Raw genomic sequence first — 13,409 nt, forward strand, 5'->3', positions numbered from 1 at the left:
TTCAGGCCCTTGCGCGAGGAACGACCTCGGCGCTGTCAAAGGAAGTCGTCATGGCGGACCTCGTCGAGCGCAGCCAACGCGAAGACGTCGCGATCCTGCAGATCGCGCATCCTCCGGTCAACGCGTTGACGGGGCCGGTTCGCCTTGCCCTCGCAGCGGCGCTCGATGCCGCGATCGCCGATCCCGCCGTGGCGAAGATCGTGATCGCGGGGCGCGGACAGATGTTCTGCGGCGGCATGGACCTGACGGAAATCGAGGGCAAGGATGCCGGCCTGCCTCTAGCCGGTCTCGCGGCGCGGATCGAGGACAGCCCCAAGCCAGTCATCGCCGCCCTCCACGGGTTGGTTCTGGCTGGAGGGGCAGAGATCGCGCTCGCCGCCCATCATCGCGTTGCCCATGCCGAGGCACGGCTCGCCTTCCCGGAAATCCAGCTCGGTCTCGTGCCGCGTGGCGGCGCGACCCAGCGTCTGCCGCGTCTCGTCGGGGCAGGCCCGGCGCTCGAACTGCTCCTGTCGGGGCGGCCGGTATCCTTTTCCGATCCGCGTCTGCGCGGCGTCGCGGACCGGATCGTCGACGGCGATCTGCCGCGCGCGGCCTTGGTTCTCGCGAGCGAGCTTGGCGATACCCCGCAGCCGCGCGCGACCGCCGCCATGACCCAAGGCTTCCGAGATCCCATGGCCTACCAGGCCGCCATCGCAAAGGCCCGGAGCGAGACCCGCGCGGGGCCTGACCCGGCCGCGGAGGAGATCATCGCCTGTGTCGAGGCGGCGCAGCTCTTGCCCTTCGAGGCCGGGATCGCGCGCGAGGGCGACGCCTTTGCCGAGCTGGCCGCCTCCGATCGCTCGCGCGCGCTTCGGCATCTCTACAATGCCGAGCGCCGTGTCGGCCGCCTGACGCCCGAGGAACGCGCTCAGCCCGCCGAGATCGACCGCGTCGCGGTTCTGGGCGGCGGCCCGCTTGCCACGCAGCTCGTCGTCGCACTCCTGGAGCGCAACATCGGGGTCAACTGGGGGACGCGCGATCCGGGCATGCTCCGCGATGGGATGGGGGAGGTCACGCGTCTCATGCGCGCGGCCAAGGAACGGCTGCGCCTCGACGAGGCGACGCTGACACAAAGGCTCGACAAGCTCGATCTCGGTGAGAGCAGGGCGATGGCGCAGGGCGTGGACATCGCGCTCATCGCCGCGCGCGGGCAGGGCGCGATCGAGCTCCCGGACGGCGTGCCGCGCGTCAAGGTCTTTCCCGACGCCGTCGACGGGCTCGGTATACGCTTCGGCGCGCCGCTCTCGACCTCGCCGCTTGCGGAGATCCTCACCGGACCGGCCGCCGGACCCGGCGATGTCGCCCGCGCTGCCGCGCTTCTGCGCCGTATGGGAAAACGGTTCCTGCGTGCGAGCTCGACCGGGCCGAGCGTCGGTGGCCGGATCATGGCGGCGCTGCACCGCGCAGCCGATGCGCTCGTCGATATGGGAGAGGATCCGTTCGACATCGATGCCGCGGTCCGCGACTGGGGCTGGCCACGCCCGCCATTCGAGCTGCGCGACGTGCGCGGTCTTGCCGAATTCGCGGGTGCCGAGCGCGGCGATGGCGCGCGCAACTGGTCGGCGGCGTTGGTCCAGTCGGGCCGGACCGGGCGCAATTGCGGGCGCGGCTTCTACCTTCATGGCACAAGCGGGCCGCGGCCCGACGCCGCCGTCACCGCGCTCATCGACGATCACAGGCCCCGCGCCGATCCGCCGCGCGATGCCGAGAAGCTTCGTGTGCTGCTGCTGGCGGCACTCGCCAACGAGGGCGCACGGATGCTGCAAGAGGGCATGGTCGCGCGTCCCGAGGCGATCGATGTCGCGCTGGTTCTCGGACAGGCTTTCCCGCGCGCCCTCGGAGGTCCGATGCAGGCCGCCGATACGGCGGGCCTTTTCCGGCTGAAGCAGGCGCTGGATGCGGTCGACTATCCTGACCGCGCTTTCTGGACACCTGATCCCCTTTGGGCGGATCTGGTCAAGAACGGCCGGCGTTTCGCAGATCTGAACGGCTGAGCCGCGGCGGCAGGACGTCGCGTCATCCACCTCGTGCCGCTGCGTCCGGACGCTTGCATGGGCGCGGAAAGCCAAACACACTTTGCACCGGGAGAATTGGGAGGACGACCATGACCTTTGCATCCTTTGCGGATCGCGATGCGATAGAAAACGAGATGCCGTGGGCAGACCGGGATCTGCCGGAGACGCTGTACGGACTTCTGTCGCGCACCGCGGGGAAGTTCCCGGATCGTCCGGCGGTCAGCTACCAGATCTTTTCGGGCCCGACCGACAAGGCGGAAACCGTCAGCTGGCGCGAGCTTCGCGAGAAGACGGCGCAATCGGCGAACCTCTTCCGCTCGCTCGGTGTCGGCGAGAACGATGTCGTCGCCTACATTCTGCCCAATGCGAACGAGACGATCTATGCGCTGCTCGGCGGTGCGGTGGCCGGGATCGTCAACCCGATCAATCCCTTGCTCGAGCCCGAGCAGATCGCCGCGATCCTCCGCGAGACGGGCGCCAAGGTCGTCGTCACACTGAAGCCCTTCCCCAAGACCGATGTCGCCCAGAAGGTGCACGAAGCGGTGCGCCATGCGCCCAAGGTCTCCACGGTGCTCGAGGTCGACCTGAACCGCTACCTCACGCCGCCCAAGAGCTGGATCGTCCCGCTCGTGCGCCCGAAACTGGCGGGCAAGACCCATGCGGATGTCAAAAGCTTCACCAAGGAGATGGCCAAGCAATCGACTGAGCTGACCTTCAAGGACAGCGATGGCGACCGCGTGGCGGCCTATTTCCACACCGGCGGCACGACCGGCATGCCGAAAGTCGCGCAGCACCTTTATTCGGGCATGATCTATAACGGCTGGCTCGGGCACCGGCTCCTCTTCACCGAGGAGGACAACATCATCTGCCCGCTGCCCTTGTTCCACGTTTTCGCCTGTCACGTGATCCTTATGGCGGCGGTGGCCTCGGGCGCGCATGTGGTCTTCCCGACGCCGCAGGGCTATCGCGGCGAAGGCGTCTTCGACAATTTCTGGAAGCTGGTGGAGCGCTGGAAGATCTCCTTCGTCATCACCGTTCCGACCGCCGTCTCAGCACTGATGCAGCGCAAGGTCGATGCGGATGTCTCCACCGTGAAAACCGCCTTCTCGGGCTCGGCGCCGATGCCGCTGGAATTGTTCAAGCGGTTCGAAGCGGCCTCCGGCGTGACCGTCGTCGAAGGCTACGGGTTGACCGAGGCGACCTGCCTCGTCTCCTGCAATCCGCCCGACGGCGAGAAGAAGGTCGGCTCGATCGGCATTCCCTTCCCCTATACGGAAGTGAAGATCGTCAAGCAGACCGGCGACGGGCCGGCGCAATGCGCCACCGACGAGATCGGCGAGATCTGCATCTCCAGCCCCGGCGTCTATGCCGGCTCGACCTATACCGAGGAAGACAAGAACCGCGATCTCTTCCACGAGGGCCGATACCTGCGTACCGGCGATCTCGGCCGGATCGACGCGGACGGCTATCTCTGGATCACCGGCCGTGCCAAGGATCTCATCATTCGCGGCGGCCACAATATCGACCCCGCCGATATCGAGGAGGCGCTGCTCACCCATCCCGCCGTGGCGTTCGCCGGCGCGATCGGTCAGCCCGACGCGCATTCGGGCGAGGTGCCTTGCGCCTATGTCGAACTCGTCGATGGCGGCGAGGTAACCGAGGACGCGCTCATCGAGCATTGCAAGACGCATGTGCATGAACGCGCCGCGCAGCCGAAATATCTCGGCATCCTCGACGAGCTGCCGAAAACGGCGGTCGGCAAGGTCTTCAAGCCCGACCTGCGAAAGCGTGCGATCTCCCGGGTCTACAACGCCGCGCTCGAGGAGAAGGGCGTGCCGGCGCGCGTGACATCGGTGATCGACGACAAGAAGCGCGGCCTCGTCGCGCAGGTTACCGCCAACGGCGCGTCCGAGGCGGATGTGAATGGCGCGCTCGCAGCCTTCACGCGCCCCTGGGAATGGACCGAGGAAGCCAGCGTCGCCGCAGAGTGATCGCTCCGTCTTTTGGGTTGGCGGAAATACCGCGGGAGCGCGAGGGCAGAGCCCTCGCCGCCGCGCCCCTCTGAGGGGCGCGGCGCTTTTTTACATCACGATGACGTTGCGCCGCGCCGCGCCGCTGCGCGTGTCGGCGATCGCCTCGTTGATCTGACCGAGCTCCCACCGGCCCGAGATCAGCTCCTCGAGCTTCAGCCGTCCCTGCGCCCAGAGATCCGCCATCCAGGGGATGTCCCGCGCGATCACCACGTCTCCCATCTTGGAGCCGAGGAAACTTTGCCCGGTATACGCGGTCTTGAACGGCTCGTAGCTGGCGCTCTGGCCCACATGCGGCAAGCCCAGCATGACGATCCGCCCGCCCCAGCCGAGATATCTCGGCGCGGCCTCGTAAGCGGCGGCGGCTCCGACCGCGACGGCGACGAGGTCGGCACCCTTGCCGAGCGTGCGCATCGCCTCGCGCCAGGGCTTGCCGCCCGAGGCGAGCACCCCGTCCGTCGCGCCGAATTCCCGGGCGATCTCGAGCTTTTCCTCGTTCATGTCGACCGCCACGATCCGCCGGGCGCCTGCGAGCCGCGCGCCCTGGATCGCGTTGAGGCCGACGCCGCCCGCGCCGATCACCACGACGTCCTCGCCGGGGCGAAGCGCGCCTGCATTGACCACGCCGCCGACCCCGGTGATGACCCCGCAGCCCAGAAGCGCCGCGACCTCCCCGGGCATCGCCTCGGGCACCGCCACGCATTGGTTGCGCTGGATCACCACCTGGCTTGCAAAGGCGCCGCAATCCATCTCGGCAGAGACAGGCGTGCCGTCGGCGCGCGCCAGCGGGGTCGGATGCACGGGTCGCGACTGGCACAGCGTCGGCTTGCCGCCCGTACACGTGGCGCAGGCGCCGCAGGACCGGATCAGAGTCATCACCACGCGCTGCCCGATCTCGAGATCCGCAACGCCCGACCCGAGCGCCGTCACGCGGCCGGCCGCTTCGTGGCCCAGCACCAGCGGCACCTTGCCGCCGAACCCGCCATCGGCATAGGCGATGTCCGAATGGCAGACCGCGACGGCCTTCACCTCGACAGCGATTTCGCCTGAGCGGGGCTCCACGATCTTCAGCGTTTCGATCTGCATCGGCTGGCCGAATTCGGTCAGTACGGCGGCGGTGATGGCACTCATGCGAGGCTCCTTGATGGTTTTCCCACGCCGCCCGGTCCGAGCATCAGCGCAAGCGCAATGCCGAGGAGGCCGACGGAGAGCAGAAACGGCGCACCGGCAAAGCCGTCTTCGCCTCGGGTGAACCAGAAAAACGTGGTCGTCATTACGGGCGGCGACAGGATCGCCGCCATCGCGCCGGTCGCGCTGAAGAGACCCTGCAGCGCGCCTTGTTCGTCATCCGGGACCACGCGGGCGACAAGACCCTGGATCGCCGGGCTCGTGACCGCGGCAAAGCCCGCAAGCGGCACGAGGATCAGCACCAGCGTGCCCGATTGCAGGAAGGCCAGAAGGATGAAGACGAGCGAATTCATCGTGAGGCCATAGATCACCGTGCCGCGCTCGCCGAGATGGCGCAGGAAGACCCGGATGAGACCGCCCTGCATGATCGCGGCGGTGATGCCGAATATGCCGAGTGAAAAGCCGATCAAGCCGGGGTCCCAGCCGAAGCGGGCGACCCCGTAATAGGACCAGATCGAGGGATAGACGAAGAATGCCATCTGCAGGAGGAAGAACACCGCCAGCGCCCGCGACGTTCCGGGTATGCGCCGCAACGCACGGAACGCGCCAAGCGGGTCGAGGCGGCGCACATCCACGGGGCGGCGGCGCTCCTCGGTGACGGTCTCGGGCAGGGCGAGATAGCCGATCAGGAGGTTCAGCGCGGCAAGCGCGGCGGCAGCGAAGAAAGGTGCGCGGGTGCCAAATTCGCCCAGGAGACCGCCCAGAAGCGGGCCGATCACGAAGCCGATGCCGAAACCCGCGCCGATCAGTCCGAAATTCTGCGCCTTCTCTTCGGGACGCGAGAGGTCGGACATCGCCGCCGAGGCGACCGCCTGCGTCGCCGCCGTGATCCCGGCGACGATGCGGCCAAGAAGCAGAAGCCAGATCGTGCCCGCAAAGCCCATGACCACGTAGTCGACCGCCATCCCGCCGAGCGCGCCGAAAAGAACCGGGCGCCGCCCGAAGCGGTCCGATAGCGCGCCGAGCGCCGGCGCGCAGAGGAACTGCATCAACGCGAAGGCGGTCGCCAGGAGCCCGCCCCAGAGCGCCGCGTTGCCAATATCGCTCCCGGTGATCTCGCGCAGAAGGTCCGGCATCACCGGCATGATGAGCCCGATGCCCATCGCGTCGATCACCACGGTCGAGACCAGAAAGAGCTTGGCCGCGCGCATCGCGGCTCAGGCCTGCATCCGGACGGCGCGCGCGAAGTCGCGGGCTTCGGCCGGGGCCGTGCCCAGAAGACGCGGTGGAGCAAAGTCGACGGGTGCAATCCTCGGGTGCCGCTCGGCGGCCAGCGCGATGAGATCGGTGCCGGTCTCGGCGCTTTCGCGGGCGAGCGCTTTCATTGCATTTTGCGCCTCGGGGCGCGGCATCTCGCGGGCGAGCGCGAAGGACAGCGCTTCGGCGGCAAGCGCACCGCTCATGTTGCGCGCCATCGCCTCGGGACGGGGGGCGAGGCCGTCCAGAAGCGGCGCGCATGTCTCTATCGCGGCGGCGCCGGTCAGGCAGAGTTGCGGCAGCACCATCCATTCGGTGAACCAGGTCGCGCCGTCGCGCTGGTGGCGGTGACGCGCGGCCTGCATCAGCGTCGTCTGAAGCCCCGCGCCGTGATGGGCCAGCATCGACAGGACCGAGGGTGCGACCGGGTTCTGCTTCTGCGGCATGGTCGAGGAGGCGCCCGCTTCCCCGAGCGTGACCTCGGCGACCTCGGTCGCGGCGAGCGCGGTCAGATCCTCGCCGATCTTGCCCATTGCCGTCACGAGCCGCGCGACCCAGCCGGCAATCTTCGTCACGGGGGCGCGGTCGGTGTGCCAGCTCCGCTTGGGGTCAACGAGGCCGAGCGCCTCGGAAAGCTCGGCCCGGAGGGCCTCCGGATCGGGCCCCAGCATCGAGGCCGTGCCCGCCGCCCCCGAGAGCGACACGCAGAGGCGGTCGCGCAAGCCGGCCGTCTCGGCGCGCAGGTCCAGAAGCGGCCAGCCCCAGCTCGCGACAACCGCTCCGAAGCTCGTCGGCGTTGCCTGCTGACCGTAGGTGCGCGCGGCCATCGGAAGCTCTGCATGGGCCTCGGCCAGATCGGCAAGCCGCGTCAGAACGCGGTCGAGACCGGCCTCGTAATGGCTCAGCACCTGCCGCAGCCGCAGCATCAGACCGGTGTCCATGATGTCCTGCGACGTCGCGCCCCAATGGATATATTGCGCGTGTTCGGGCGCCTGCATCAGATCGCGGAAGGCCGCGACGAGGGCCGGGACCGGTACGCCGTTCGCGCCCGTCGCCTCCGCGAGGCCGCCAGGATCGACCTGCAGCTCCAGTGACGCGCGGTGGATCGCCTTGGCGCTGATCTCGGGGATGATCCCTGCCGCGCCCTCCGCCTTTGCCAGAGCACCGAGCACGATCAGCATGGCGCGGATCTCGGCGCTATCGGTGAAAAGCCGCGCGACTTCCCCGGTGGGGACGAGCTTGCCGTAGAGCTGGCTGCCGAACAGGGTCGCGCTCATGCCGCCGCGATCCTGTCCAGATGACGGGCGAGCCCCTCGGGCTCCGAGAAGAAGGGCGAATGGGATGTGTTCATGCGGATGACGTCCTCGGGCGGGAAATCGGCGGCCATCTCCTCCTGGAATTCTGGCGGAATGGCGCTGTCCTGTTGGCAAAGGATGTAGGAGCGCGGCACCGAGCGATAGCGTTCCCCCAGCGTCACTTTCGTCGCTTGCGGCAGGATCGCCTGAGGGCAGAGATTCTCGAGCGCGAAGTCCACGGCCTCGTCAGGGCAGTCATGATAGAAAACCTCCCGCGCGTGCTCCGGGATCACCGAGAAGGTCACGCCATCCTCAGCCTTGGCAATTGCCTTCATGATCGGCTGGCGGGGAGCGCGCAGGCGCATGTCCACGAGCGAATGATCGTCCCAGGGCACGTAGGCGCAGAGATAGACGAGCCGCTCGATGTTCGTCGGATCAAGGTCGGCAGCGCGGCTGATCGGGTAGCCGCCCATCGAGTGGCCGACAACGAAGGAGGGCCGGTCGAGCGCGGTGTGGATCGCGGCGGCGTAGCCGTCGAGCGTGACATCTTCGGGCGCGGTCGGGTCTATCCCGTGCGAGGGCAGATCGATGGCCGTGGCGCTATGACCCATCGCGGCAAGCGCGGGAATGACATCGCGCCAGCACCAGGCCCCATGGCAGGAGCCGTGAACGAGCAGGAAATGCGCCATCTCAGCCCCGGACCTCGTGCAGGAATTCCGACAGGATGGCGGCGTATTCCTCGGGCTTTTCGACGCAAGGCAAATGACCCGCACCGCGGATCAGCTTGAACTTGGAGCCCGCGATCAGATCCACCGTCTCTCGCACGAGATCGGGCGGTGTGGAGCCGTCCTCGGAGCCCGCGATCCCGAGCGCGGGCAGCGTGATCGCCGCGGTCGTCGTGTAGAAATCCGTGCCCGCGATGGCTGCCGAACAGCCGACATACCCGTCCTGCGGCTGGCGGACGAGCATGTTGCGCCAGGCCAGAAAGGGCGGCGTCTGCCGGAAGGTCTCAGAGAACCAGCGCTGCATCGTGGCATCGGCGAGCGCCTCGATGCCTCCCGCCTCGACGCCCGCGATCCGCTCGTCCCACATCTCGCGCGTGCCGATCTTCGCGCCGGTATTGGACAGCACGATCCCGCGCAGTAGCTCGGGCCGTTTCGCAGCGAGGCCTTGCGCGATGAGGCCGCCGATGGAGAGACCGACGAAGATCACGCCGGTGCGTTCCAGGTGGTCGATCAGCATTTCCGCGTCCCGCACCAGCGTGCCCATCGGGTAAGGCGGCTTGGTGCATTGCGACAGGCCGTGTCCGCGCTTGTCATAGCGGATGTAGCGAAAACCTGCAGGCAGGAGCGGCAGAACCTGATCCCAGAGCCTCAGGTCGGTGCCGAGCGAATTGCCGAAGACGACCGGCACGCCGCCTGGATCGCCGTCTTCGCGGTAATGCAGCCGGATGCCGTCGAGCTCTGCGATCTTCATTTGCCCCTCCCAAGGCCGTTTGCCCGGAGCCTAGCGCGGCGCGCGCCGAATGGGAACGCCCCGGCCGCAGCCAAGTGCGACCTCTTGCCATTGATTTGGCTCGGACATTGTGGGCGGATGGCGGTCTTGGTAGTTCAGGACAGCTTCAGGCCGAGGAGGAGCCCATGCCCGTCATCACCGAGATCGAGGATCTGCGCCGCATCTACCGCCGGCGCGTCCCCAAGATGTTCTACGACTATACCGAGTCGGGCAGCTGGAGCGAGCAGACCTTTCGCGAGAACTCCTCGGATTTCGACGATCTCTACTTCCGCCAGCGCGTGGCCGTGGACATGGCGGATCGGTCGCTGAACTCGCAGATGATCGGGCAGGATGTCTCCATGCCGGTCGCGCTCGCGCCTGTCGGGCTGACGGGGATGCAGCATTGGGACGGAGAGATCAAAGCGGCCAAGGCGGCCGAAAAATTCGGTGTGCCCTACAGCCTTTCGACCATGTCGATCTGCTCCATCGAGGATGTGGCGGCCAACACCTCGAAGCCGTTCTGGATGCAGGTCTACACGCTCAAGGACGACGATTTCATGCAGCGGCTCTTCGATCGCGCGAAGGAGGCCAAGTGTTCGGCTGCGATCATCACCGTCGATCTGCAGCTTCTGGGCCAGCGGCACCGCGATTTGAAGAACGGGCTCTCCGCGCCGCCGAAACTCACACCGAAATCGGTCGCCAACATGATGACGAAGGTGCAGTGGGGCATGGGAATGCTGTCCACGAAGCGACGCTTCTTCGGCAATATCGTCGGCCATGCGAAGGGCGTCTCCGACCCATCCTCGCTTTCGACCTGGACGGCGCAGGCCTTCGATCAGTCGCTCGACTGGGACCGGATCCGCGAGTTCCGCAAGATGTGGGACGGCCCGCTCATCATCAAGGGGATCATGGATCCGCGCGATGCGCGGAAGGCGCTGAACGTCGGCGCGGATGCCATCGTCGTGTCGAACCACGGCGGGCGGCAGCTCGACGGGGCGCTTTCGGCGATCCGCGCGCTCGAGCCCATCGTGGAGGCGGTGGGCGACAAGATCGAGGTGCATTTTGACAGTGGCATCCGGTCGGGTCAGGACGTGCTGAAGGCGCTCGCCCTCGGGGCGAAGGGCACCTATATCGGTCGCGCCTATGTCTACGGCCTGGGCGCGATGGGGCAGGAGGGCGTGACCCGCTCGCTTCAGGTGATCGAAAAGGAACTCGACATGTCGATGGCGCTCTGCGGGCACCGCGACATCAAGGGCGTGGACCGCGACATCCTGATGGTGCCCAAGGGCTTCAGCGACGGATGGGATCAGGAGCCGCCCGCCGCATGACCGGAAGGAGCACGAGCGGGATCGCAAGGATCAGAAGCGCCAGCGCGCTGAAAGAGACTTGCAGCCCGTAGGCTTGCGCCAGGAACCCCATGAGCGGCGGGCCCGCAAAGAACCCGGCATAGCCGACGACCGACAGGCGCGAGACCATGAGTGCCCGGTCGCGCGCCCGGATGCGCCGCCCTGCCCAGGCGAAAACGGTCGGCACGATAAGCGACAGGCCAAGCCCCATCGCGGTGAAGCCGACATAAGAGAGCGCAAGGCTCGGCGCGTTCGCAGCGAGAGCCGCACCCAGGGCCGCGAGAATGGCGGCGGCGCGAATGAGGACAGCCTCGCGGACAAAGCGCGTCGCCGCCTGCCCGAAGAGCCGCCCGATCCCCATCGTCAACCCGAGAAGCGCGGGGCCGAGCGCGCCCGCAGCCGCACCTGCGCCGTGGCTGCGCTCAAGATGCAGGGCGGACCAGCCTTCGGTGCCTTGCTCGGCCAGGAACGCAAGGCAGATGATCGCGCCGCCCGTGAGGATGAGGGGCAGGGGCAGCGCACTTTCATTGCCGGTCTCGCCGGTGTCTTCAGCCGGTGCGGGCGCCGGCTGACGCGTGACATAGATCGCGGCAAGAAGGGTCAGCACCGCGACGGTGGCGAAGATCGCGAAGGGCTCGGCCCCGGCCTGCCGCGCGATCCCTGCCGCAATGGCCGCGCAGGCATAGATCAGCGAATAGCTCGCATGGGCCAGGTTCATCAGCGAGCGGTCCGCATCGGCCTCGAGCGCGCTGACCCGTGCATTCATCGCGACATCCAGAAGCCCGTAGCCCGCGCAGGCCGCGACCATCGCCGCGGTGAAGGCGAGCGGCGAGCCCGCAAGCCCCGGCAATAGCGCGCCGAGGGCGGCGATCCCGGTGATGACGCCAAGCGCCTTCGCGCCGAGACGCCGCTCCAGCACCGGCGCAAGCCACATCGCCGCGACCGCGCCCAGCGTCGCACAAAGCAGCGCCAGCCCCAGACCGGCATCCGTCAGCCCGGCCGTCGCCTTGACGTCCGGAACGGAGGCCGCGAAGGAGCCCCAGAACAGGCCGAGCGCCATGAACGATGCCGCGGGCGCGCGGGCGATGCGAAGATCGGCGAGAAATCCCATGACGCCGACCAATCATGGCCGCGGAGAAAAGGCCAGATGCCGACGTGCGCGTATTTCCACGCTGCCCGCGCGGCTTTGCCCTTGTCAAAGCGGGGTATCCCTTGTAACGGCCACGCTTCATGCGGGGATACAGCCTTGGAGGATCCCCGTTCACACTTTGGAGTATGAGAGACATGGCTGGAGAAATTCCTGATCTTCACGCCCAGGAACGGACGGGGACAGGCAAGGGCGCCGCTCGTCAGGCACGCCGCGATGGCATGGTTCCGGGTATCGTTTTTGGTGGCGACGTCGATCCGCTGCCGATCCAGATCAAGTTCAACGATCTGCTGAAGCGCCTGCACAAGGGCCGGTTCAAGTCGACGCTGTTCAACCTCAAGGTTGACGGCCACGACGATGTCCGGGTCATCTGCCGCGATGTTCAGCGCGATGTCGTGAAGGATCTGCCGACCCATTTCGACCTGATGCGTCTGCGCCGCACGTCGAAGATCAACATCTTCATTCCCGTCGAATTCGTCGGTGAGGAAGACTCCCCCGGCCTTGATCGTGGCGGCGTTCTGACCGTGATCCGCCCCGAGATCGAACTGATCGTGACCGCGGGCGATATCCCTGAGAAGGTCACCGTCGATCTGTCGAAGCTCGACATCGGCGAAGGCGTGTCCATCTCGGACGTGACGCTGCCCGCCGGCGCGAAGCCGACCATCGACCGCGATTTCGCGATCTGCTCGATCTCCGCACCCTCGGCCCTGGCCTCTGCGGAAGACGAGATGGACGGCGACGAGGTCGAAGAGACCGAGGTCATCGAGCAGAACGCCGAGACCGTCGAAGGCGAGAAGGAACACGCCGAAGAGTGATCTTTGGCTCGTGTCGCAAAGCGGCCTCGCCTTCGGGCGGGGCCGTTTTCGTCTGCGGGTTTGTAAGGTGCGCGAGGCTGGTCTATCTCTCGAACGATAGAAAGTGCGAAGGAGCCGCGGCATGAAACTCTTCGTCGGTCTTGGAAATCCCGGCCGCGACTATGCGGGTCACCGGCACAATATCGGGTTCATGGCGCTCGATGCGATCGCTGCCGATCACGGGCTCGGCCCGTGGAAACAGAAGTTCCAGGGCGAGGCCGCGGAGGGGCGTCTCGGCAGCGAGAAAGTGCTTCTGCTAAAGCCCGGAACCTACATGAACAGATCCGGTCAAGCCGTTGGTGAAGCTTTGCGTTTCTACAAGCTCGAGCCTGCCGACGTGATCGTCTTCCACGATGAGCTCGACCTCGCGCCGGGCAAGCTCAAGGTCAAGGATGGCGGCGGGCATGCGGGCCATAACGGGCTGCGCTCGATCCACGGGCATATCGGTGAGGCCTACCGCCGCGTGCGCCTCGGTATCGGGCATCCTGGCCACAAGGACTTGGTCTCGCATTACGTGCTGCACGATTTCGCCAAGGCCGATCAGGACTGGCTCGACGACATGATGCGCGGGATCGCCGACGGCGCGCCGGCACTGGCCGAAGGCGACAAGGCCGCGTTCATGAACAAGGTTGCGCTGCGTCTTAATCCACCTCGCAGTGGCGGGGGCAGCGAGGGAACCAATGCTAAACCCGCGCCGGAACCAGCAAAGACCGAACGGTCCGAGCCGGAACAAGCCGCCGAGGACGACCGTTCGCCGCTACAGAAGCTAGTGGACAGATTCCGCTGATCGAAGGGAGCCCG

Annotated in this window: 11 protein-coding genes; 5 read left to right on the plus strand and 6 right to left on the minus strand. The window is 67.0% G+C overall.

All coding sequences use genetic code 11. The features are described 5' to 3' along the window. The first annotated feature begins 50 nt into the window (after positions 1–50). Together BM171_RS08425 and BM171_RS08430 are read left to right on the plus strand one after the other, a co-directional pair. Entirely contained in the window at positions 51–2,036 is a 1,986-nt protein-coding gene (locus BM171_RS08425) for an enoyl-CoA hydratase-related protein (RefSeq protein WP_093010590.1), read from the plus strand. A 110-nt stretch (positions 2,037–2,146) separates the two neighbouring features. Next, on the plus strand, positions 2,147–4,048 hold the full coding sequence (locus tag BM171_RS08430) for an acyl-CoA synthetase (RefSeq protein WP_093010592.1): 1,902 nt from the start codon (positions 2,147–2,149) through the stop codon (positions 4,046–4,048). A gap of 90 nt (positions 4,049–4,138) precedes the next feature. On the opposite strand, the gene BM171_RS08435 is transcribed toward BM171_RS08430, so the two are convergent. Genes BM171_RS08435 through pcaD form a run of 5 tightly spaced genes read right to left on the minus strand, consistent with a single transcriptional unit; the run spans position 4,139 to position 9,243 of the window. Continuing rightward, a complete protein-coding gene (locus BM171_RS08435; RefSeq protein ID WP_093010594.1) occupies positions 4,139–5,218 on the minus strand; it encodes an alcohol dehydrogenase catalytic domain-containing protein in 1,080 nt (359 codons plus the stop codon). Next, positions 5,215–6,426, minus strand: a complete 1,212-nt coding sequence (locus BM171_RS08440; RefSeq protein ID WP_093010596.1) for an MFS transporter — start codon at positions 6,424–6,426, stop codon at positions 5,215–5,217. The genes BM171_RS08435 and BM171_RS08440 overlap by 4 nt, the downstream gene beginning before the upstream one ends. 6 nt (positions 6,427–6,432) lie before the next feature. Beyond that, positions 6,433–7,749 (minus strand): lyase family protein, encoded by a 1,317-nt coding sequence (locus BM171_RS08445; RefSeq protein WP_093010598.1) that lies wholly within the window; start codon positions 7,747–7,749, stop codon positions 6,433–6,435. Further along, on the minus strand, positions 7,746–8,456 hold the full coding sequence (locus BM171_RS08450; protein WP_093010600.1) for an alpha/beta fold hydrolase: 711 nt from the start codon (positions 8,454–8,456) through the stop codon (positions 7,746–7,748). The genes BM171_RS08445 and BM171_RS08450 overlap by 4 nt, the downstream gene beginning before the upstream one ends. A gap of 1 nt (position 8,457) precedes the next feature. Beyond that, positions 8,458–9,243 (minus strand): 3-oxoadipate enol-lactonase, encoded by a 786-nt coding sequence (gene pcaD / locus BM171_RS08455; RefSeq protein WP_093010602.1) that lies wholly within the window; start codon positions 9,241–9,243, stop codon positions 8,458–8,460. A 164-nt stretch (positions 9,244–9,407) separates the two neighbouring features. Here pcaD and BM171_RS08460 point away from each other — a divergent pair, with 164 nt between their 5' ends. Continuing rightward, positions 9,408–10,589, plus strand: coding sequence for an alpha-hydroxy acid oxidase (locus BM171_RS08460; RefSeq protein ID WP_093010604.1), 1,182 nt, complete (start codon positions 9,408–9,410; stop codon positions 10,587–10,589). Here BM171_RS08460 and BM171_RS08465 read toward each other — a convergent pair. Then, positions 10,552–11,718, minus strand: a complete 1,167-nt coding sequence (locus tag BM171_RS08465; RefSeq protein WP_093010606.1) for an MFS transporter — start codon at positions 11,716–11,718, stop codon at positions 10,552–10,554. The genes BM171_RS08460 and BM171_RS08465 overlap by 38 nt on opposite strands. A gap of 173 nt (positions 11,719–11,891) precedes the next feature. On the opposite strand from BM171_RS08465, the gene BM171_RS08470 reads away from it, so the two are divergent. Continuing rightward, entirely contained in the window at positions 11,892–12,569 is a 678-nt protein-coding gene (locus BM171_RS08470) for a 50S ribosomal protein L25/general stress protein Ctc (RefSeq protein WP_093010609.1), read from the plus strand. A gap of 121 nt (positions 12,570–12,690) precedes the next feature. Next, positions 12,691–13,395, plus strand: coding sequence for an aminoacyl-tRNA hydrolase (gene pth, locus BM171_RS08475; RefSeq protein ID WP_093010611.1), 705 nt, complete (start codon positions 12,691–12,693; stop codon positions 13,393–13,395). Positions 13,396–13,409 lie beyond the last annotated feature (14 nt).

The sequence above is a fragment of the Roseivivax halotolerans genome, assembly GCF_900115815.1.
Lineage (GTDB): Bacteria > Pseudomonadota > Alphaproteobacteria > Rhodobacterales > Rhodobacteraceae > Roseivivax > Roseivivax halotolerans.

What these genes read in the sequence shown, in the direction of transcription:
- BM171_RS08440 (WP_093010596.1), bottom strand. Translation starts at nt 6,426, where the DNA reads ATGCGCGCGGCCAAGCTCTTTCTGGTCTCGACCGTGGTGATCGACGCG.
- pcaD (WP_093010602.1), bottom strand. Translation starts at nt 9,243, where the DNA reads ATGAAGATCGCAGAGCTCGACGGCATCCGGCTGCATTACCGCGAAGAC.
- BM171_RS08445 (WP_093010598.1), bottom strand. Translation starts at nt 7,749, where the DNA reads ATGAGCGCGACCCTGTTCGGCAGCCAGCTCTACGGCAAGCTCGTCCCC.
- BM171_RS08450 (WP_093010600.1), bottom strand. Translation starts at nt 8,456, where the DNA reads ATGGCGCATTTCCTGCTCGTTCACGGCTCCTGCCATGGGGCCTGGTGC.
- BM171_RS08460 (WP_093010604.1), top strand. Translation starts at nt 9,408, where the DNA reads ATGCCCGTCATCACCGAGATCGAGGATCTGCGCCGCATCTACCGCCGG.
- BM171_RS08430 (WP_093010592.1), top strand. Translation starts at nt 2,147, where the DNA reads ATGACCTTTGCATCCTTTGCGGATCGCGATGCGATAGAAAACGAGATG.
- pth (WP_093010611.1), top strand. Translation starts at nt 12,691, where the DNA reads ATGAAACTCTTCGTCGGTCTTGGAAATCCCGGCCGCGACTATGCGGGT.
- BM171_RS08435 (WP_093010594.1), bottom strand. Translation starts at nt 5,218, where the DNA reads ATGAGTGCCATCACCGCCGCCGTACTGACCGAATTCGGCCAGCCGATG.
- BM171_RS08465 (WP_093010606.1), bottom strand. Translation starts at nt 11,718, where the DNA reads ATGGGATTTCTCGCCGATCTTCGCATCGCCCGCGCGCCCGCGGCATCG.
- BM171_RS08425 (WP_093010590.1), top strand. Translation starts at nt 51, where the DNA reads ATGGCGGACCTCGTCGAGCGCAGCCAACGCGAAGACGTCGCGATCCTG.
- BM171_RS08470 (WP_093010609.1), top strand. Translation starts at nt 11,892, where the DNA reads ATGGCTGGAGAAATTCCTGATCTTCACGCCCAGGAACGGACGGGGACA.